The organism is Leptospira sanjuanensis (assembly GCF_022267375.1).
In the GTDB taxonomy this organism is placed as follows: Bacteria; Spirochaetota; Leptospiria; order Leptospirales; family Leptospiraceae; genus Leptospira; species Leptospira sanjuanensis.
In genome coordinates this window covers 451,302-471,097 of sequence record NZ_JAIZBH010000001.1, presented here as the reverse complement: position 1 = coordinate 471,097, position 19,796 = coordinate 451,302, and the positions used below count along the sequence as shown (strand labels likewise).

General features: G+C 44.8%; 19 protein-coding genes. 9 read left to right on the top strand and 10 right to left on the bottom strand.

The genetic code is table 11. The features are described 5' to 3' along the window. Positions 1-105 precede the first annotated feature (105 nt). The 5 genes from LFX17_RS02250 to LFX17_RS02230 all read right to left on the bottom strand — a co-directional run bounded on the left by LFX17_RS02250 (position 106) and on the right by LFX17_RS02230 (position 4,457). On the bottom strand, positions 106-756 hold the full coding sequence (locus tag LFX17_RS02250) for an SGNH/GDSL hydrolase family protein (RefSeq protein WP_238744784.1): 651 nt from the start codon (positions 754-756) through the stop codon (positions 106-108). Then, positions 753-2,252 carry an ArnT family glycosyltransferase gene (locus LFX17_RS02245; protein ID WP_238728681.1) on the bottom strand — a complete coding sequence of 500 codons (1,500 nt, stop codon included), beginning with the start codon at positions 2,250-2,252 and terminating at the stop codon, positions 753-755. Before LFX17_RS02245 ends, LFX17_RS02250 begins: the two co-directional genes overlap by 4 nt. Before the next feature lie 34 nt (positions 2,253-2,286). Further along, a complete protein-coding gene (locus LFX17_RS02240; RefSeq protein ID WP_003005878.1) occupies positions 2,287-2,622 on the bottom strand; it encodes an STAS domain-containing protein in 336 nt (111 codons plus the stop codon). A 64-nt stretch (positions 2,623-2,686) separates the two neighbouring features. Beyond that, on the bottom strand, positions 2,687-3,265 hold the full coding sequence (locus tag LFX17_RS02235) for a site-specific integrase (RefSeq protein ID WP_238744782.1): 579 nt from the start codon (positions 3,263-3,265) through the stop codon (positions 2,687-2,689). 604 nt (positions 3,266-3,869) lie between these two features. After that, complete coding sequence (locus LFX17_RS02230; protein ID WP_238728679.1) at positions 3,870-4,457, bottom strand: hypothetical protein; 588 nt, start codon at positions 4,455-4,457, stop codon at positions 3,870-3,872. Between the two features lie 481 nt (positions 4,458-4,938). Here LFX17_RS02230 and LFX17_RS02225 point away from each other — a divergent pair, with 481 nt between their 5' ends. The 4 genes from LFX17_RS02225 (at position 4,939) to LFX17_RS02210 (ending at position 7,924) form a co-directional block, all read left to right on the top strand. Beyond that, positions 4,939-5,223, top strand: coding sequence for an LIC10235 family protein (locus LFX17_RS02225; protein WP_238728678.1), 285 nt, complete (start codon positions 4,939-4,941; stop codon positions 5,221-5,223). A gap of 63 nt (positions 5,224-5,286) precedes the next feature. After that, positions 5,287-5,805: a tetratricopeptide repeat protein gene (locus LFX17_RS02220; RefSeq protein WP_238728677.1), complete on the top strand. Its 519-nt coding sequence runs from the start codon at positions 5,287-5,289 to the stop codon at positions 5,803-5,805. An 85-nt stretch (positions 5,806-5,890) separates the two neighbouring features. Further along, complete coding sequence (locus LFX17_RS02215) at positions 5,891-7,108, top strand: cyclic nucleotide-binding domain-containing protein (protein WP_010572707.1); 1,218 nt, start codon at positions 5,891-5,893, stop codon at positions 7,106-7,108. A gap of 24 nt (positions 7,109-7,132) precedes the next feature. Next, on the top strand, positions 7,133-7,924 hold the full coding sequence (locus LFX17_RS02210; protein ID WP_238728676.1) for a DNA-3-methyladenine glycosylase family protein: 792 nt from the start codon (positions 7,133-7,135) through the stop codon (positions 7,922-7,924). A gap of 282 nt (positions 7,925-8,206) precedes the next feature. Here LFX17_RS02210 and LFX17_RS02205 read toward each other — a convergent pair whose 3' ends face one another. The 4 genes from LFX17_RS02205 to LFX17_RS02190 all read right to left on the bottom strand — a co-directional run bounded on the left by LFX17_RS02205 (position 8,207) and on the right by LFX17_RS02190 (position 12,054). Next, positions 8,207-8,896 carry a hypothetical protein gene (locus LFX17_RS02205; protein ID WP_238744780.1) on the bottom strand — a complete coding sequence of 230 codons (690 nt, stop codon included), beginning with the start codon at positions 8,894-8,896 and terminating at the stop codon, positions 8,207-8,209. Beyond that, complete coding sequence (locus tag LFX17_RS02200; RefSeq protein ID WP_238728674.1) at positions 8,893-9,096, bottom strand: hypothetical protein; 204 nt, start codon at positions 9,094-9,096, stop codon at positions 8,893-8,895. The genes LFX17_RS02205 and LFX17_RS02200 overlap by 4 nt, the downstream gene beginning before the upstream one ends. A gap of 488 nt (positions 9,097-9,584) precedes the next feature. Then, on the bottom strand, positions 9,585-10,607 hold the full coding sequence (gmd, locus tag LFX17_RS02195) for a GDP-mannose 4,6-dehydratase (RefSeq protein ID WP_238728673.1): 1,023 nt from the start codon (positions 10,605-10,607) through the stop codon (positions 9,585-9,587). A gap of 73 nt (positions 10,608-10,680) precedes the next feature. Next, on the bottom strand, positions 10,681-12,054 hold the full coding sequence (locus LFX17_RS02190) for an MATE family efflux transporter (RefSeq protein WP_238728672.1): 1,374 nt from the start codon (positions 12,052-12,054) through the stop codon (positions 10,681-10,683). Positions 12,055-12,228: 174 nt separating this feature from the next. On the opposite strand from LFX17_RS02190, the gene LFX17_RS02185 reads away from it, so the two are divergent. The 4 genes from LFX17_RS02185 to LFX17_RS02170 are packed head-to-tail and all read left to right on the top strand — an operon-like array spanning position 12,229 to position 16,924. Then, positions 12,229-13,530 (top strand): amidohydrolase family protein, encoded by a 1,302-nt coding sequence (locus LFX17_RS02185; protein WP_238747630.1) that lies wholly within the window; start codon positions 12,229-12,231, stop codon positions 13,528-13,530. 56 nt (positions 13,531-13,586) lie between these two features. Then, positions 13,587-14,399: a hypothetical protein gene (locus LFX17_RS02180; protein WP_238728671.1), complete on the top strand. Its 813-nt coding sequence runs from the start codon at positions 13,587-13,589 to the stop codon at positions 14,397-14,399. Then, the gene (locus LFX17_RS02175; protein WP_238744778.1) at positions 14,399-16,198 is read left to right on the top strand and encodes a TrkH family potassium uptake protein; all 1,800 of its coding nucleotides are present in this window, start codon (positions 14,399-14,401) and stop codon (positions 16,196-16,198) included. Before LFX17_RS02180 ends, LFX17_RS02175 begins: the two co-directional genes overlap by 1 nt. Before the next feature lie 12 nt (positions 16,199-16,210). Further along, positions 16,211-16,924 carry a potassium channel family protein gene (locus LFX17_RS02170; RefSeq protein ID WP_238728669.1) on the top strand — a complete coding sequence of 238 codons (714 nt, stop codon included), beginning with the start codon at positions 16,211-16,213 and terminating at the stop codon, positions 16,922-16,924. Here LFX17_RS02170 and LFX17_RS02165 read toward each other — a convergent pair. After that, positions 16,909-17,895 carry an aldo/keto reductase gene (locus LFX17_RS02165; RefSeq protein ID WP_238747628.1) on the bottom strand — a complete coding sequence of 329 codons (987 nt, stop codon included), beginning with the start codon at positions 17,893-17,895 and terminating at the stop codon, positions 16,909-16,911. The two genes, LFX17_RS02170 and LFX17_RS02165, sit on opposite strands and share 16 nt — an antisense overlap. A gap of 296 nt (positions 17,896-18,191) precedes the next feature. On the opposite strand from LFX17_RS02165, the gene LFX17_RS02160 reads away from it, so the two are divergent. Then, positions 18,192-19,787, top strand: a complete 1,596-nt coding sequence (locus LFX17_RS02160) for an exonuclease (RefSeq protein ID WP_406600654.1) — start codon at positions 18,192-18,194, stop codon at positions 19,785-19,787. Positions 19,788-19,796: the final 9 nt, after the last annotated feature.

The window sequence follows — 19,796 nt, the reverse complement described above, 5'->3', positions numbered from 1 at the left end:
AAGTTTTTGAGACTCGCTCTAAAAGGACTTATTCGAAATTTCACGAAAAAAAGGTCTTAAAAAACCGTCCGAAAAGAAGAATCCGCCTTCTCATCGAACTTATCTTTATCGAACGAAAAATTTCCGGATCGCGTCCGCATAGACGGTTCCCATCAGATCGTAACCCGCCGGATTCGGATGAATCGGGTCGATCTGCGGATACAAGGGAATCGTCTTTTCCGTTTCCAAAAAAACGGTTTCCATATCCGCGATCGCGTATCGCGAGCTCAGACTTCTTAAGTAGGAATTGATCTGAAGAATATTCGTTCTGTATCCCGGTGAAATCGTAGGCGGTAAAACTGTCACCAAAACGGCGGCGTTGCTCCGCTCATGAATCCGACTCAAAAGAGTTTCGTAGTTCCCCGGAAATTGATCCGTGGGATAACCGGAAACGTCGTTCGTTCCGAGTTCCACGATCAAAACGTCCTGCGGTTCCGTTAAGGCGGTTCCGATGGATTGAATCCATCCGGGAACATCTCGACCGGAAACGGCGTAATCCGTGACCGTAAACCGGGTTCCCAATTTCTCCCTTAAACCGAACCCGTCGGATCTTTGGGAAAGAGAATCTCCGATGATTCCCACTTTCAAAAGCTGCCCCGCCAACGGCAAAAGGGAAGAAAGTCCTTGTTGATCCTGTTCCTTTCCGACACACGCACAAAATAAGAAAAATAGAATATTCGAAATCGGAAGAATGTTTCGAAATCCGGAAGATTTCATTTCTTCTTCCGAAGATAAATTTCCGCCTGAGCACGCACGAGCTTCCGGGTGGTCGAAGGCGATACGGACACGTTCCTTTTGTAAAAGGAAGAAGCATTCTCCTTCAGATAATTTTCGACCGTTTCATTTCGTTTCGTGCCTTCGCTGAATACGAACGTATCGATCGAATCTAGGGTTCCGGAAAACAGTTCCGAAGGCATGGGAAGTTCTCCCGGTATGAATTCCAGAATCTGTTGGTTCGGATATTTTTCGCGCAGATAAAAATACGGATCGGGAATCGCCTGTAAATAAACCTTTTTGGAATACTTGAGTTCCGCTCCGATTTCCTCGGAAAACTTCTTTCCAAGATCGAACTCCGGATTTACAAAACCGACCTTTCGATACGCCAAAAACAAAACGATCAAATTGCAGAACAAAAGTCCGGAACCCGCGTAGATCACGCGCTTGCGGTCCGATTCTTCCAGTAGAATTCCGCCTAACGCGGAAAGCGGAATCGTCAAATACATCACGTAATAGAATTCCGTGGATAAAAAGAGAAAGATAAGCGTCCCCAAAATCCAAACCGCGAGAAAAAGAAAACGTTCCTTCTTTTCCTTTAAAAGTCTGCGGTTGATTCCGATTCCGGCCAAAAGAAAAATATAAAAAAGAATTCTGACTCCCGGATTTTCATAACCTCCGATCAGAATTTTGATCTTGGTTAAAATCGAAAATACGGAAAATAATTCCTTCTTTCTTCCGAACTGAAGTCCGAATTGAAACAGAAATAAGTTCCAGTGCGGAAACAACCAAACGATCCAAACCGCAAGAGGAATCAATCCACCGATCCAGAATAAAGGAGCGAGCAACGACTTTCTTTTCCAGAGAAGATACAAGGCCGGAATTCCGAAGACGGAACCGAACGGATGGGAAAGAAAGGAAAGACCCAAAAATATTCCGGACGACAACGCTTCCGCCCAATGTACGACCTCGGTTCGTTCGTCGAGCGCCGTGCGAATCAAAAAGAACAAACTTGTTAATGCGAACAGGAGACAAAGCATCTCCATTCTCGCCATCATACCGACGCGTAAAAACAATAAATCCGTTCCGAGCAGCAAACAGGAGAACAAAGCGGATAACGCGGAAAATCCGATTCGTTTTAAAATTCCGTAAAAGATCAGAATGGAAACCGCTGCGGTGACAAGAGTAAAAAGTCGAAGCCCTACGATTCCCGGAAAAACGAATTTCATCCAAGTTCCACCGGTTAAAAAATAGAGCGGAGGCATCCATAAAGTGATTTCCTCCATTCCTGGAATCAAACCTTCCAGCACATGCGTTCGTAACGTTCCGAATGCGGCAAAGTCCTGAGAAGGGGAAAAGAAAAGCACCTCGTCCGGCCAAACCGGCGGAAACTCGAGTCGATCGTTGGAGGGAATCCAGATGAAAAAAGTAAGGAAAAGGACCAAAAGAGCCCAAGGGGTTGCTTTTGCTGAGATGGAAGCGAGTGAGTTCCGGGACATAGACCCGAGTGGAAATCCGGGAAGATCCCGGATTTTAGGTTAACGAATCGAGAGCGGAACTTTCTGTTTCGTACACTTCAAACAGATCTAAGAGTTCGACCACATCGAATACTTTTTTTACGGGAGGAGTGATACAACAAAGTTTCAACTTTCTTCCCTGCTTTTCCAATTCCCGGACCATACCTACGAAGATACGAATCCCGGAGGATGAAATGTAAGAAATGTTTTCCAGGTTGATCAAGATATCACCCTGTCCGGATTGAACATCGTCCAGTAGTTTCGCTTCGACTTCGTCTGAATGTCCGATATCCAGTCTACCGTTGAGCGCAACCAGAGTGTGCTTACCGATCTTTTTCGTTTTGATTTCCAAAGATGGCTTCCTTTTGGAGAATTAGGACTAAATTAAGGTTTCGGAACGCGTTTACAACTCATTTTTAAGCCCCGATCTCTAGAATTTCATCCAATGGAAATATTTTTACAGGTTCGGACTTGGAATTTTTCCCGATCAACTTATAGGTCGCGCGTCTTGTTTTAAATCCCAGAAAGTTTGTGATAAATCGGATTGATACACCCGATGCTTCCATTCTTACGGCGATTGTTCTTCTTATTTTAGGAATGTTGACTTCGATTCCCGTTTTTCGTTTTAATTTTTGAAGAAGTTTCTGAATCGTCTTGTGATGCAACTTGCCGTTTCTTCCTCGGAATAAGAATTCTTCCGGTTTTTTGCCCTTTGTTATCGCATAAAAGTCTTTGAACAAACAAAGAGGAACGTCTAAAAGTCTATCTCCTCTCGGTCCGAATCCACGAATTCGTAATATTCTCGTTTCCAAGTTCACGTCCGAACAACGGATCGAAACGAGTTCCTCCGGTTTTAAACCGAACAAAAACAAAAATCGAATCCAGACGTAGTGATCCGGATAGTTCCGGGCGGCATCGATCAGTTTCCGTATTTCCTCTTTGGTAAGTACGTTTTTAAAATCTTGAGTTTCCGAATTTTCTTTTTCTAAAGGCATACAAAACCTCCCTTTTCAAATTCGGATTCATAGACCGGAAACGTAAAATAATGCGAACAAAAAAACGGAATCGGCGTCGGAAGTTGTAAATTTTTTAATTTGTACAACATATTTTACGAATATTCAAAATTCATAAAATATTCCGATTCGGAATATTAAGAGCTTGTTATCCCGAAACCGGAAGAGAAACTGTAATAGTTCCCACAGGTCCGGTTTTGGGACAAGCGATAGAACGCGGCCTACGGTCCCGGAAATGGAGTTTACGCCGAACCCGTAAACAGCAGAACGATCTTTTTAGGATTACGGTTTATAAACGGAAGTTTTCCGGGGATTAAAATTTATAATCGAAGAATTCTCCTATTGTAAGACCCGAATATAAGGTCCTGTCCCAAAACCGGGATAGAACCTTGCAGCTGATCTTTCCGATAAAGTAAAATTAGGTTTTGGGACACGCTGTAAACCGAAATGAAAACCCGAACGCACCGCCTTCGTTCGGGTTGCGGCGTGCGCGAAATCGACCGATTGAAACCGAATTGAAATCAGGCCCAACTTCTCGATCGATTCCGTTCCGATTTAATTCGAATACCGCGGATTTTCCGACGAATCAATTCACTTCCACACGATTCAATTCGTCGAGTTCGACCTTCCAAGATTGAACGATCTGTACCATTACGTCCAAAACCGCCGGGTCCGGTGAATCGTAGGAATCGGCCGCAAAAGAGTCTACGGAATCAAATCCTCGAATCTGTACGATGGAATTCTTTTCCATTTTCGCGCGGAACACCTCGAACTCTTCCACGGAATCGTTCGGGGAATTCTTCACATAGTAGGGTTTAACGATGCTCACTCGAAAGCTTTCGATCGGAAGATCCTTCAACGTTTGCAAGAGCCGAAAGGACAACAAAGCGACTTCCAATTTCATTCTTTCCTTATATTCTTTTTGTCCCAAGAAAGTAAGAGCGGAATTTCCACCCACCGCAAGAGTCACACGTACCGAGTCCGTAGTGGTTCCGTCAGGCGAAACTCCCGGAGAAATTTCGATTTCCTTCAGACGATCCCCTAACAGTAGAAAGGAGGATTGCCGGATTTTTTCTTCCACGGGGATTTGATGATCGGTTAATATCTTTTGGACTTGGTCCTTTGCGCTTTGTTTACAAACTGCAGCGAAGAAGAAGATCGAAAGAACGAGCATAGGGTAAAATACCCTATATACAAATTTGAGATTCTTAGGAACTTGTTCTTGTTTTGATAAGTTTTTCCGACATGGTTCGTTCGAGTACAAACGTTCATTTCTCATAAACAAACCTCCTTACTTTCTATTTCAAAAAGAGACTCCTTAATTTTAAGAGATCCATTCGTTTTTGCAAGCTTTTAGCCGATTTTCACCGGTTTAGAAGAATCAAACGATGCTAATACTCGATTCTAAATTCAAATAATTTGATGAACCGACCACCGGTCGGTCGTCTTAATCCGTTATACGGACCCACTCAATGAAGTGATGACCTCGTTTCTTCCCGCTTCCATTTAGGAAAAAAATTATTTCAAATGATTGGCTATTAATTTGCGTTTGCGTTAAAAAGATGTTTCATTTTTTTCCGGACCTAAATAAAAAATGATCCAACGTTAAATTTTTTCTGTAATTTTAATTAGGCGAATCCGTCATAAAGAACTGTATGAAACCGAAAAAAATCTCGAACGACGATCTTGAGTCCCTGGTAACAGGCGTTAAAACACAATCCCTTGAAGCGGTGGGAAATTATCTATATAAAGGATTCAGAATACAGGTTAGTAAATATAATCTGTCAGGCGCTGAAAGAGTTCAACTTTTATATCAAAGAAGAAGAAACAACGGCCTTTGTATCGTATGCGGAACGAAAGTCTCCAAAAAGAACCCTTCCTCCGGCAAACTCTACAGACTTTGCGAACACCATCGCAAGACAATCGACAAGAAAAAGTAATCAACCTTTTCGGAAAACCTGCAGATAATCTTTAAAGGGGGATCTTTTCCTCCGGAGCTTATCTTGCAGGCAAAAAGATTCTTCCTCTTTCCGATTGTTTTGTTCTTACTATGGATTACGCTTTCCGGTTCTTTGTTGTCGGAGGCGAGTCCCCTTCAAGAAACCCAGGCAGAAAACCTATTACGAATCGCGGAAGAAGCCTACAAGGACCGCAAGTTCCATAAGTCGATCGAAGAAATCAAAAGTTTTCTGATTCTTTATCCTTCGAGCAAGTTTAAGAATAAGGCGTATCAAGTCTTAAAGAACAATTACTCGAGACTCGGCCGTCCGGAAAAGGTTCTGGAAATCAATCTGCAGCAATATTCTCAAGAACCCACTTCTTCCCAGGGTTTGAACGCGTTTTTCGAAGCCGGTAAACTCTATCTTGAAATCGGGGAAGAAAACAAGGCACGGGACGTCTTTAAATCCATTTGCACCCAGTCTTTTTCCCGAGAACTCGCCGAAAAAGCCGCTCTGGAACTCTCCGAATGGGAGATTTTAAGCGGTTCCAAGACGGAAATGTCGGAATGCGGAGAAAAGTAGCTCTTTTTTTCGAGATTTGATTCGCAAATTCCGATAATGAAAACAGTTGAACTCTGATTTTCAAAAAAAATACTAACACAACAGCATGTCCACAGGGATCTTCCAAATCGTTAATTTCCAGAAGGGCTCCTACATTATTGTAGAGGGCAAAAAGGACTCTCCTAGCTTCTTTATTATTCGAGAAGGAAAGGTTAAAATCGGTCGGGAAAACCCCGTTGTCGGTGAAGATCCGAATTCTGTTCAAGGTCCGGGAGACTTTTTCGGCGTCGTTGCGGCGATGAGCCAGCACGCGCAGATCGAGTCTGCAGTGGCACTCACCGACGTTTCGGTGATCGAGGTAAGTTACGATCAGTTCGGAACCCTCATTCAAAGAAATACTCCGGTAGCGATGAAAATCATTCGCTACTTCTCCATGAAACTCCGTCAGTTCGACCAGACGATCACTCGTCTAACTTTCCGTTCCGCGGTGGAAGAAGATCCGAACGAGCTTTACAATATCGGTGAAAACTACTTCAACCAGAAGAACAGCCCGCACGCGGCGTATGCTTTCCAGAAATATCTTCAATATCTTCCGAACGGTCCGTTTGCGACTCAAGCCAAGCTGAAACTGCAAACGATGAACCAGCCTATGCAGGCTCCCGCGATCGATCTCACCAAATTCAACCGTATGTATGCGGACAACGAGATGATCTTTTGCGAGCACGAACCCGGTCGAGAACTGTACATCATTCAAAACGGCAAGGTGAAGATCACCAAGATCGTGGATAAGAACGAGGTATTGCTCGCCGTTCTTCAGAACGGGGATATTTTCGGTGAGATGGCGCTTTTGGACAACAAACCGAGATCCGCTTCCGCCATTGCTTGGGGGAACGTTCAACTTCTCGCGATCAACAAAGCGAACTTCGAGGGAATGGTTAAGGCTCAACCTCAGCTCGCAACCCGTCTGATCACCCTTCTTTCGGAAAGAATTTGGACCGCCTACAAGCAACTCGCGAACTTGATGATCAACGATCCTCAAGGAAGAATCGCGGATACTCTTTTGACTCTCGTCGAAAAGAACCGTATCAAGATCGCCCCGAAAGTTTCGTACAACTTCGAAATCGGCACGAAGGACTTAATCAAAATGGTAGGTCTTTCGTATCCGAAGGATGAAAATCTCGTTCTCGATCTTTTGACCAAAAACAAATGGATCAAACTCGACCAGGGAAAACTCAGTTGCACCGACTTGGTCGAACTCGAAAAACTCGTTCATATCTATAGAAAAAAATCCCAGATGGAAAACAAACTCAAGAAGAGGGCGTAATCCGTTACGCGTTCTTTGATCGAGATGCCCTCCTCCGATTCCGATTCTTCGAAAAATTCCTCCGGTTCGATTTCCGCAAAGTCCCGAAAGTCCCGCGCCGTCAAACAATCTTCGCGTGTTTTGTCGGAACCTTTAAAGAATAAAAAGAACGGCAAGTCGAAAGATTCTTCTGTTTCGACTTACGCAAAATCGGAGGACAGAGACATTCGGCTTCAAAAAGCGACCGATTGGCTTCGTAAACAAGATTCGATCACGAAGAAGCTGATCGACGGCGTCGGGCCATGTCAACTTAGAACGATCGGAACTCCGTATCAAGTTTTGATCAAATCCGTCTTAGGACAACAGCTATCGACCAAGGTGGCTCTTACGTTCGAACGCCGTCTGATCGCGCTTGCGGGAGGAAAGAAACTTCCTTCCCCCGAGCAGATATTAGAAATTCCGAATACGGCTATGAGAAAGATCGGAGTTTCTCAGGCAAAAACCGAAACAATCAAACGGGTCGCCGAATCTTATTCCACCAAGGAAATCACGGATGCAAAACTTCGTAAATTAGAAGATTCGAATGTGTTGGATCTGCTTTGTTCCTTGAAGGGCGTCGGACCTTGGACTGCCGAGATGGTATTGATCTTCGCTTTGGATCGTTGGGATCACTTTTCGATCAACGATTTGATTCTGCGTAAATCCGTGGAAAAACACTACGGAATTTCAAAGGACAATAAAAAAGAAATCATTCACTCTCTGAAGAAATATTCTCCGTATCGAACGATTCTTTCGTGGTATCTTTGGGCCGATGTGGACGGCGGAGAGGGCTGGTAGGAACTGCGGTCCAAAAAGGAAACGATTAGAACCTAACTTTGTAAGAGTTCCCACAGATTTTGGCAAAGAAAATCAACTTGCGTATTTCAAAATTTTCTGATAAAGGGAGAGTTCGTGAACAGTGTCGTTAAAGTTTCGCACAAATGAGAACTTGCGAGAGCTTCTCCTACTGCCCTCAGGGAAGGTTTTTCTTTTTTGAATTTGTTTGGTTACAATCTCCATCGGCAGGGGAGCCTTCTCGTTTACTCGTAAACGTGCGAAAAAGTTAGGGCGTTATCTTGCTCAAAACATCTCAAAAGGACGTTTTTCAATAACTCTAAATATTTCCTCAATGTTTTTGTTGTTCGGTTGATTGAGGAACTCCCGAAATGAGTCTAAAGGAATGACATGTTCGCTACTATAAGAACTAAAGAAATCGCCGAAAGATGTTCGGATCGTATATAATAAATAATCAAACAATTTATTTTTTTCATCCACTTCGGATAAATTTGCGATCGTGATATGAAATTCTTTTTGTAGTTTGTAACTCAAAAAATGTCCTAAAGGACTAATGTAAAACAAGTTCTCATCGTCGGAGGGGTCCGTTAATTGCAGAGCACGCTCTAATTTTAAGAGACCGACCTTTGTAAAATAATGAATTTCGAATGATAGGATTTTACGATATAAAATATTGTTATGTAAACCGTTCAGAAATCGGTACATAAACGAATATTGCATATATTGAAAGTAAGCGTCACCGAGCATACTTTGTAAATCCTGTCCGTTGAAGGCAGTTGCAAATCCACGAATTTTACCTTGATAACGAATCGCCCATTCGTGCATAAGCGTGATGGAAATTTTGGATCTTTCTTGTGCGAGAAGTTTTAAGTTCCCCTGAACTTCAGAGCTGGAAGTTCCAATCAATAAATCTATCCTATCCCGGGCCCTGGAATAACGAAGTTCTTCGGGAGTTTGTAAACGCTTCTTTGTCACTCGCCGGAACGAATGAACTTACGCACGGATTGCGCTTTCAGGTCTCGTTCAATTGCTGCATCAAGTTCAGGAGTTTCTTGGAGAAGAAAATAAGGATTATAACGAGGAGCACTATTTTTTTCTCTGGATATAGCTTTATCTATACCTTTGTTTACCCGATCGGCGTCATATTTAAAGTTATCCAGAAAATTCTCAGCCATATTTACAGTGTAAAATTTTACCTTTTAGAACTTCAAGAATTTCGATTTTTTTAGCAAGAATAATACTATGAGACATATTTTTTCAATTCTTTTCTAAAAGACTTCTTCCAAATTTAATATGAATATCGTTAAGATCGAAAAAAGCATATACCGAAAAATGCAAAAATACAAGCGTCAAACTGCTTGTGATCGGAGCGAAAATTCCGAACCGAAAAAAATTTTGGTTATAGAATCGAGTTTGCGAGGATTAGAGCATTCTGTTTCGACCTATAGAAGAAACTTTGAGTTCCAGCGCGATCGCGAGCCTTTTCACAAAAACGTTCTGCGAATGAATCGCCCCGCGTCAGAGATGCGAAGCGTGCGCAGCAGCCGTCTCCGAAGGAGACGGCCGAAAGCGTTAGCTGGAGCGCGAAGCAAGCTCGGTCTTCGCGCCAGCGAAGAGACGCCCAAAACGCCTTCGCCTACTTGCAAAAACTTGAATCTACTTCTTAAAGTTTGATTCCGACCAATTCGCAATCAGCTTTGGTCATGATCTTGACGAGCTCTTCGAATTTTACTTTCGGTTCCCAGCCCAGCTTTTTCTTCGCTTTTGCAGGATCACCGATGAGAATGTCCACCTCGGTCGGTCTGTAAAATTTCGGGTTCACTTCCACAAGAAGCTGACCGGACTTCGCGTCGAATCCTTTTTCGGAATCGCCTTTTCCGTCCCAGCGAACTTGAACTCCCGCACATCCGAATGACTTCTCCACGAATTCCCTTACCGTATGAGTTTCGTTCGTAGCGACGACGTAATCATCCGCGTCGGGTTGTTGCAACATCATCCACATCATTTCGACGTAGTCCGGTGCGTATCCCCAATCTCTCTTTGCGTCCATGTTCCCGAGTTGGATCGGTCCGCCTTTTTTCGCGAGAAGGTTGGCGACTCCGATTGTGATTTTTCTCGTTACGAATCCTTCTCCGCGGCGTGGTGATTCGTGATTGAATAATATTCCGTTGGATGCGTGGATCCCGAACGCTTCTCTGTAGTTTACGACCGCCCAATAGGCATAAAGTTTTGCCACCGCATACGGTGATCTCGGATAGAACGGGGTCGCTTCGGTTTGCGGAATCGCTTGCACCTTTCCATACAACTCGGATGTGGATGCTTGATAAAAACGGCTTTTGACTCCGATCTGTTTGATCGCGTCTAAAATTCTCAGTGTTCCAACCGCGTCGGCTTCCGCCGTATATTCGGGAACTTCGAAGGAAACTCCCACGTGCGATTGCGCCGCGAGATTGTAGATTTCGTCCGGATTCACTTTTTCCAGAATCCGATTTAAGTTACTCGAATCGGTTAAGTCACCATAATGCAGAACGAGATTGGAGTTTCCGCGGAGATGTTCGATTCTCGCACGATTGAACATGCTGGATCTTCTGACGATCCCGTGAACTTGATACCCCTTCTCCAGGAGAAACTCCGTTAGATAGGATCCATCCTGTCCGGTGATCCCAGTTATGAGTGCTTTTTTCATCTTCAGACCAGAAAAACCCAAAAACCGGATCTGGCAAGAAAGTTTAATGCCTGATTCTCAGACGAAAAGCCGTTTAAACCCGGCTGTGAACCCAATCCTTTCTGCGAAATCGAACCACGAATACGAACGCAAGAACACCAACCCAAGCCACGATTCCCGACCACAATCCGGTCGATCCCATTTTGAGATAAATTCCCATAAAGTACGCGGAAGGTAAAAACACCAGATAAGAAGCGGCCGTATACGCACGAAACACGAAGTCCTGCAATCCCGCACCTCGAAGCGCACAGGCAATCACCATATGATACGCGTCCACGATCTGAATGACTCCTAAGATCACCAGCGGAGAATAAGCTTCCTGAATCAGTTCCTCATCTTTGGTATAAAAGGATAACATTTCCTTTCCCCAGAGAATAAAAATCAATCCCATGCTTCCCATCACACACGCGGCAAAGAACGCGGAACGAAACGCTCCGTGATACGCGAGTTTCGGTTTTCCCGCTCCTAAGGCCTGACCCAAAATCGTAGTCGCCGCGATTCCGAACGCATAACCCGGAAGAAACGATAAACTCAACGTGCTAAAAAGCATATTCGTAACCGCTAATGCAGTCGTTCCCACTACGGTCGCAAACTCGATAAAGATCATAAAGGAAACGTTGTTGAGAAGTTCCGCAAGCGCGGGTGCGGTGCTCGCTTTTAAAATTTCGCGGAAATGATCCCAACTAAAACCCCAAGATACGCCCGCAAAATATTTTCCGAGACTTTTCGAGTAGAAGTAAAACGGAAACGCGATCAGACCCGCTCCTCCCGCCAAGGAAGAAGCGATTGCCGCACCTTTGACTCCCATCGCTTCGAATCCTAGATTCCCGTAGATCAACACCCAGTTTAAGAATATATTCGCAAAACATGTTATAATCATGGACGCAAGTCCGGCGGTCGTGATCCCCAGCCCGTCCGTAAACGCTCTTGTCGTAAACAGTAAAAAGAAGAATACGGTTCCGAGAAAACGAAAATAAAGGTAATCGCTCGACAAACCTCGGACAATCTCGTCCTTATTGAGTAACTTCATCAACCAATCGCTGCCGTACGCGCCGCCGATCGACAAAAGTCCTCCGAATACGAAAACGATATATAAGGTCGTAACTCCGATCCTTCCGATTTCGGAATCGTTCTTTTCTCCGAATCGTCTCGCGATGATGACCTGAATCCCCATCGCAAATCCCATAAGAAACGCAAGCACCGTAAAGTGCGCGATTCCTCCGATCCCGATCGCTGCGATCGAATTTTTTCCGAGCCTTCCGACCATCATCGTATCGGTCACCCAAACCACGGTTTGACTGAGCATCCCGAACACGACGGGCACAGCAAGTTTTAAGATCATCGAGTTCAAAAGACTCGGGCGAATGTTTCTGTAAAAAGTATGAGCTAAATGATGAAGAGTTCTCACGGTTCTCCCAGAATTTTATTCCGAAACAAGATGACCATCCATTTTCAAAAAAAACTTTCTTCCACGTTAGAGATCTTCAAACTCGGACGAAACCGAATCGTCATTTTGTCGCGGCGAGAATTTCGGAAAACGAAGAATGGAAAACGATACGGACACAAAAATTCTTATAACGTCATGAAACGATACGCGGATCTTCACAATCATCTCTACGGTTCGATCACTTCCGAATTTCTGTACGAAATGGGAAAGTCCAACCCTTCCCCGCGTTGGGAAATTTTTACGAATTCATATCAACAATGTTTCGGTAAAAAGATTTCAACGGAAACCTTCTTTGAGGATTACAAAAACCCGAAGGATTTCCGCAAACTCTATCAATTCAATCACAAAGGACCGTTTCCCGAATTTCAGGCCAAGTTCAATCTCATCATCGCGCTTTCCAAATTCAATCCGGAAGAAGTCGCGTTAGTCGCCACACGAGTCGTCCTAGATCAATTTTCCCAGGGAGTCGTCTACGGAGAATATAGAATCATGTATTCTCCCTTGGATACGGAACAGGGAATCTACGACAAGACCCTCGCTGCCTGCGAAGGTTTGGCCCGCGCCGAGCAGGAAACGAACGGCCAAGCGATCGGACGGCTCGCCGTTTCTCTTCATCGGGAAGGAGACGTCTTTCGGGAATATTCTCTCTTAAAAGGGTTCATGGAAAAAAATTCCCTCATCGCGGAATATCTAACCGGATTAGATTTTTGTTATATTGAGGAAGGTTTCCCGCCCAAGCACAAACGAAATTTTTTCGAGGAAGTCAACAAAGACAATCGAGCCGAAACGGACAAAGCGCTCGCGATTCTGTATCACGTGGGGGAAAGTTTTCAGGATAAGTCCATTCTTTCCGCGTGCCGCTGGGTTTTGGAATCCGCGGAATGGGGAGCGCATCGTCTCGGTCACGCGATCGCGCTCGGGCTTCATCCTTCCGAAAAAAAGAACGTTCCGATTCTTGAGTCGAAAGAAGAAAGACTCGATCAACTCCGATTCTATTACGATCGAAGGGAAGAACTGGATTCTTTCTTGGAACTTCCTTCGAGAGAAAAGATCGGAAACGAAATCGACGCTCTCAAACATAAGGAAACCGTCTCCTTGCAATTCGATTCTTCTTATTCCGAAGAATGTCTCGGCTTTCAAAATTATTGTATGTCGAAAATAAATACGACGAACGCGGTCATCGAAAGCTGTCCGAGTTCGAACGAATACATCGGAATGGTTTCCAATCCGGAGTCGCATCCGATTCTCCGCTTTGCTAAGAATCAAATGAAATTCACGATCTCCACGGACGATCCCGGAATCTTCGGAACCACGATCGAAGAGGAATATTCCAAGGCCGCAAAGATCGGTCTCGACGCGGAAACGCTCGAAGCCGTGAGACAGAATTCGTTTCTTTATACTTCCGAAATTCTCAGCGGAAGAAAATCGGCGTTTTAATCCGCATTAAAAATTCTTGCATCGACTTGCCCACGAGAGATTGTAGAAGAAAGGCCATGCCCAGTTTGCAGGAAATCGCCAAGAAGCCGAATTTATTCGTAAAGTTTCGAAATTTTGCGGCGGTTCTTCTTATATTTTCGTTCCTGCATCCGCATTCTTTGTTTTCCCAAAGCCAAACCGACTTTGCGGACCCTTATGATTTTAATTTGAGAAATTATAAGGATTCTTCTCCGAGCAGGGACGGCTATCAGGAATATACCCTTCCTCCTAAATTCAAAAAACCGGTTTTAGTTTCTCCGAAGAACGCCCAGGTTCCGTTCGAACCTCCGTTTTCCGCGACGGGCGGTTTACGAAGAACGACCAATCCGAACGTGGAACGAGGCCAGGAAAATCTCATCAATCCCTTAACGGGAGAAATCAACGTAGAGGCGATTCTTCAAAGGCAAGCGCAGCAGGCCGATCGTAAAAAAAGACAGAATCAAATCCACGAAGAAGAGAAATATACAGAGACCACCTTCCGCCGTTTTTCGATCATCTTCTTTATGACGCTTCCGATCACATTAGGACTCGGTTATGCGATCGCATCCGCCGCAAAAGTCAACGGAGTTCATAAATTTCAGAAAACGTTCGGCGGTTCGGTATTTATCGGAGTTTTCGGAACAAGCCTCGCGTTCGCAAACGCTTGGCACGATATGAAAGAATACGAATCCATGAAAAAGGAGAATCAACCCGAATCTCCTCCGGTCGAACCTACTTCCGCGGATTCTCTTGGTTTCGGAAATGCGGCTCCGATTCCGATCGCGGGCTCCTCGCCGTTTCCGGGAAGAGAATACAAGATCGACATTTCCCTGTTCAACGTCAGCTTCTAATGCCTTCTCCTCAGGAAACTAAATTCAGTTTCTGGAATATACGACGCGAGGCCGCACTTTTTTATCAATCCAAGATCCATCCGATATTACGAATCTATTATTCGATCTGCGGCCTTCTTTCCCTTTGTCTCTTGATTTTAATCTACGGATTTTATTATCCGCACGAGTGGACGCATTGGATTCGTTTGCTCGTAAACGGAATCGTAATTTCCCTCGTCGTCTACGAAGCCCTTTCGTTTCTTTTCGCGATCGGAAATCTTCTTGATTATTTAAAAACGCATATCACCGAAGCGGTCGTCGTGTTTCTGCTCGTCTTTCAGGAGATCATCAGCAAGGAAATCTACGAACTACTTACCTTGAATTCGTTGAGCGGAGAAGACGCGAGTTTGGCCTTCTTATCCTTGAGTCAAATTTTTCTGTTGTTCAGTAACTTCTCTCGTTTGATCCGAAAAACGGATTTGTTGAATTACAGACAAATCAGTCCTTCGCTCGTCATCACCGGCAGTTTCGGAATTTTGATTCTGCTCGGAACGCTTGCTTTGTCCGCACCGAGAGCGCAAGTAACTCCGATCGCTCTCGTCGACGTTTTCTTTACCGTCGTAAGCGCGGTTTGTGTGACGGGTCTCAGCACGATCGCGGTCGCTTCCCAACTTACGGGAACGGGACAAACGATTCTCATGGTTTTGATTCAGATCGGCGGTTTGGGTTTGATGACGCTCACTGTTTTCTTTGCGATCTTTTTAGCGGGACAAGTCAGCGTTACGAACAAACTTCTCATCAAGGATTTGTTCAGCCAGGAAACCGTGGGAAGGGCTTCGTTCGTATTAAAACAAGTGGCGGTCCAGACGTTTCTCATCGAAGCGTTCGGAGCTTTGTTGATTTTTCTTTGGTATCCCGAAACAAACGAAACGAATTTAAAAAACAGAATCTTCTCTTCCTTGTTTCATTCCGTGAGTTCGTTTTGCAACGCGGGTTTTTCGATCTTTCCATCCGGATTCGAAACGGAATGGATGTCGCATCAGAGGATGTTTCTCTCCGTCGTGATGATCTTGATCGTGTTAGGCGGACTCGGTTTTCCGACGGTGCATCATTTGATTTACTGGACGTTGCAACGGGAGAATTCTCCGCAAAGAATGGAGCTCGGCGCCAAGCTGATCCTGACCGTTTCCGCGGCGTTGATCGTCTTAGGGACGGTTTCCTATTTCATCCTTGAATCGAAACTCACACTCGCCGGTCTGAATCCATCGGACCGATGGTTTCATTCCCTTTTTTATTCGATCAGCACGAGAACGGCCGGCTTCAATACATTAAGTATTTCTAAAATGGGAATTCCGATGGTTTTCGTTTCTCTCTTTTTGATGTGGGTCGGCGCGTCGCCCAACGGAACCGGAGGCGGAATCAAAACGACGACGCTCGCCGTTTCAACATTGCATCTTTTCAATCACATCCGAGGAAAGGAAGAGTTGGAGATTTTCGGAAGGAGAGTTTCTTCCGGTTCGATCGCTAGAGCGTCGGCCGGGATTTTAGTTTCCCTGTTTCTGATTTTTTTCGGAATCTTCTTTTTGACTTTGACGGAAAATTTCGAGTTCATCGATCTTTGTTACGAAGTCGTATCCGCGTTCGGAACCGTGGGTCTTTCGAGAGGAATCACTCCCTCATTGACTTCTCCTGGAAAGATTCTGATCTGCTTGATGATGTTCGGCGGAAGGGTCGGAATGCTGACCATCTTGATCGCGTTCGTTCCGAAAGAAAAAAAATCCGGTCTTCGCTATCCGGAAGAATCGATTATCGTTGGATAACGGGAGGAGTTTGTGGCAACCAAAAAGAAAACTCATAAAAAAAGAATCGCAGTCATCGGCTTGGGAGAATTCGGTAAAGCCCTCGTCGTCTATCTCAACGAGAACGGTCACGAAGTCACAGCGATCGACAAGGACATCAAGGTAATAGAGGAAATCAAAGACCACTGCGCTCTCGCGGTTTGCGTCGACACAAGCAGCAAATCCTCTTTGGAGGAATTGGATCTGGAAGACATGGACGAAATCGTAGTCTCGCTTGCGGAGAATTTCGAAGCGCTGATAACGACCGCTTATCATCTCAAAGAGATGAAATTGGAATCGCTTCATGTCCGTTATCATTCCGAAGTGAACCGTAAAATTCTTCAGATGATCGGAATCGAAAATCTATTCAACCCGGAAGAAAGAGCGGCAGCATCGATGGCCGAACAGCTCAGCTATCAGGGCGTAAAAAAGGCGACTTTGTTAAGCGAAGAATACAGTCTTTTTGAAGTGGAGATTTCCCCTCTTTTATACGGAAAAAAACTGAAGGACTTGAATCTCCGGGAAAAATTCCGGCTCAATCTCGTCGCGGTGCGAAAAGCCGAAACGGACGAAGAAGATTCTGCGAACCGGGAAGGCGTCGTGTTTCTTCCCGATTCGCAAACCGTATTTCGGGAAAAGGAAGTGTTGATTCTTTTCGGAACCTCCGAAAGCATCAAACGATTTACGAGCGCTTATCCCATCGGATAAGGAATCTCTTTGGAAACCTCGTCGATCTTTTTTAAAACGTCTTCCGTTAATACGACATTCTGAGCCTTCAAACTTTCCTCGAGCTGCTCGACCGTGTTCGCGCCTATGATCGTCGAGGCTACGTAGTCGTGTTGTTTGGACCACGCGACCGCAAGAACCGTCGGCGACATCCCCGCTTCTTCCGCGATCTTTATGAGTTTTGCCGTGGAAGCCAAGGTTCCTTCGTTTAAAAAACGGTGGGCCATCTTTCTTTGTCTTTCACCCGCGGCGAGATAACGGCTGAACCTCGCGTTCTGCGGAGGATTGGGAGAATTGTATTTTCCGGTAAGCACCCCGCCCGCAAGAGGAGAATACGGAAGAAGACTTACGCCTTCCCGTCTACAGATGTCGGCTAACGCGTCCTCGAATCTTCGGTTTAATATGCTGAAATTATTCTGAATGGAATCATACCGCGCAAAGCCGAATTTTTCGGAAACGGCGAGACTCTTCATCATCCCCCACGCGGTTTCGTTGCTGTTCCCGATGTAACGAACCTTCCCTTCGCGCACAAGTTCGGTGAGAACGTCGAGCGTTTCTTCGTAGCCGAAATCGGAATCGGGCCAATGAGTCTGATACAGATCCACGTAATCCGTTCCGAGACGATGAAGACTTCCTTCGATCGCAACTCTGATATTTCTACGATCGAGCGCAGTCTTCCCTTCGCGAACCGGAGGAACAAACCAGCCGTGTCCCGGTCCGCATACTTTCGTCGCGATCAGGATCGAGTCTCTTCGTTTGGTCTTAAGCCATTTGCCGAAAATCCTTTCCGTCTCATGCACATAACTCGCATCAGGCGGAACGGGATAAATTTCGGCGGTATCGTAAAAATCGATCCCCGCGTCAAAGGCCCGGTCTAAAATCCGAAAGGCTTCCGCTTCGTCGCAAGTGGAACCGAAGGTCATCGTGCCCATGCAGATTTCCGAAACCACCATTCCCGATTTGCCCAGTCTTCTTTTTTTCAAATTGTTCCCCCTATAGACAAAGGCCAAGAATCGCGTTTTAGCGCCGAAACGCAATCGGAAACGACCTTTATTTTGAACGCGAAGTAAAGTCCTTCAGAACTTTCGCATACGTTTCCGTTTAGACTTCGGATTAAAGAATTGATTTCTTTTTATCAGATGAAAATATCAAGTCCCCGAACGGTTTTTTTGCTATTTTGAAATTCGATGTAGTGTAGAATCCTCGTTAGACCTTTATTCTAAAATTCGACTCGTGCGAGGTGCGGCGTTTGGATAAGGAATCTCTTTACGATCATGAGAAGTATGAAGAACTCATGCCCTCGTATCTCTATTTGAAAAATGAAGCCGACGCGACGGATCAGGAAGCCATTTTTTTAAGCCCGAAAGAAGTGGAGATTCTTTATCAGATTCGGAATCATACCACGTTGGAAGGTTTCTTCAGCGGAAAGATTCTGAAGATATGGAGGGACGAAGGTTCCAAACCGATCTACGTCAACACGCTGAAAAAACTCTCGGATGAAAATCTCATCTTCGTATTTCCTGAATTCAAATTCCTGCCGGAAACGAGCCAACTCACCGTATGTCTTTGTCTCGTCTCCGAAAAGGAATTCAAAAATTCGAACCGAGAAAACCTCAAAGAAATTTATCTCAACAGCCTGAGTAAATCCGCCTTCGCGATTCAAAACTATATTCTCGGCTGCGAGCCGTTTCAAATCAGCGAACTCATTTCGATCTTCGAATATCTGATTTCCGGGACCGCGGCGGGAACGTTCGTAAAGGAATCCTTCAGCATCAAAAAATGGATTCAAACGTTCACGTTCAGCGAACTTCTGAAAGAGGAAACGATCGCCGATTCGATCCAATTCATTCTGGAAAACATTCAAGAAGGCGAATATATCGCCGTCACAAAAACGACGGGATTGTTCCACGTTAGCGACGAACTTTCCGCGAAAGCGTTCGAAATCCTGAAAGGATATTATCTCAACCAATTTTCCAAACGTCTGAAAGAACGTTTCCCTGCGGCCTGGAGTTTGGTTCTCGAATATAGAAAGGGAATCGTGATCGACGTAAATCACAGCGGACCGATTTCGGGAATCGAGGAAAAATTCGTTTCGGACGAACTGAAAATCATCCGCGAAAACCTAAACGATCTAATTCCGGAATCGTTTAAAGATTTTCTAATATTGGCGAATTACATCGCGCAAAAACACGATCGGGAAAGGAATCTGCGCGCGTCCGCCGAGGAACTAAAGTCGATCAAGATGCTCAAAACGATGATGTCGATGAAAAACCAGACCTTATCGCAATTCGTCACGATCAATCTCGACGAGGATCGTGAATTTTCCTATTCGATCGTGGACAATCTCAAACGTGACCCGGATTGTATCTCCTGCGATTGGTACGAAAAAGGGAAAAAGATCGCGTGCCTTTGTAATAAAAAGGAGGACACGATCCTTTCTTTGATTCAACTGATGATTGAGAAATATTCGTTCAAAACGGAACTCATTAAGAATTTCTTATATCTTTTGAAAAAGGAAAAAAGCGCGTTGGGACAACTCTACGCGAATCCGGATTTCAAATCCGCTCTTAACAAACTGAAATATTCCTGTTACAAGGAAAATCTTTCGTGGTTTTCCAAGGTGTTGAGCTTTTTAGGAGTGTACGGACTGTTGGAAAGTTCTCTCGAACACGAAGAATCCATCACACAATTCGAACAACTCAGCCGCGAAATCGCTTATAAGGAAAACCGCAGAAAACAATTGGAAAAAATCCGGGCCGAATGGCTGAGCGAAACCGAAGTCGAATTGGAAAACGCAGTAACGGAGGTTGTGTCGAATCCGAAATCCAAACCGAGATCGCGTTAGACGAAACTG

What these genes read in the sequence shown, in the direction of transcription:
- LFX17_RS02245 (WP_238728681.1), bottom strand. Translation starts at nt 2,252, where the DNA reads ATGTCCCGGAACTCACTCGCTTCCATCTCAGCAAAAGCAACCCCTTGG.
- LFX17_RS02165 (WP_238747628.1), bottom strand. Translation starts at nt 17,895, where the DNA reads ATGGTGGTTTCGGAAATCTGCATGGGCACGATGACCTTCGGTTCCACT.
- LFX17_RS02175 (WP_238744778.1), top strand. Translation starts at nt 14,399, where the DNA reads ATGCCTTCTCCTCAGGAAACTAAATTCAGTTTCTGGAATATACGACGC.
- LFX17_RS02225 (WP_238728678.1), top strand. Translation starts at nt 4,939, where the DNA reads ATGAAACCGAAAAAAATCTCGAACGACGATCTTGAGTCCCTGGTAACA.
- LFX17_RS02210 (WP_238728676.1), top strand. Translation starts at nt 7,133, where the DNA reads ATGCCCTCCTCCGATTCCGATTCTTCGAAAAATTCCTCCGGTTCGATT.
- LFX17_RS02180 (WP_238728671.1), top strand. Translation starts at nt 13,587, where the DNA reads ATGCCCAGTTTGCAGGAAATCGCCAAGAAGCCGAATTTATTCGTAAAG.
- LFX17_RS02185 (WP_238747630.1), top strand. Translation starts at nt 12,229, where the DNA reads ATGAAACGATACGCGGATCTTCACAATCATCTCTACGGTTCGATCACT.
- LFX17_RS02250 (WP_238744784.1), bottom strand. Translation starts at nt 756, where the DNA reads ATGAAATCTTCCGGATTTCGAAACATTCTTCCGATTTCGAATATTCTA.
- gmd (WP_238728673.1), bottom strand. Translation starts at nt 10,607, where the DNA reads ATGAAAAAAGCACTCATAACTGGGATCACCGGACAGGATGGATCCTAT.
- LFX17_RS02200 (WP_238728674.1), bottom strand. Translation starts at nt 9,096, where the DNA reads ATGGCTGAGAATTTTCTGGATAACTTTAAATATGACGCCGATCGGGTA.
- LFX17_RS02215 (WP_010572707.1), top strand. Translation starts at nt 5,891, where the DNA reads ATGTCCACAGGGATCTTCCAAATCGTTAATTTCCAGAAGGGCTCCTAC.
- LFX17_RS02235 (WP_238744782.1), bottom strand. Translation starts at nt 3,265, where the DNA reads ATGCCTTTAGAAAAAGAAAATTCGGAAACTCAAGATTTTAAAAACGTA.
- LFX17_RS02230 (WP_238728679.1), bottom strand. Translation starts at nt 4,457, where the DNA reads ATGCTCGTTCTTTCGATCTTCTTCTTCGCTGCAGTTTGTAAACAAAGC.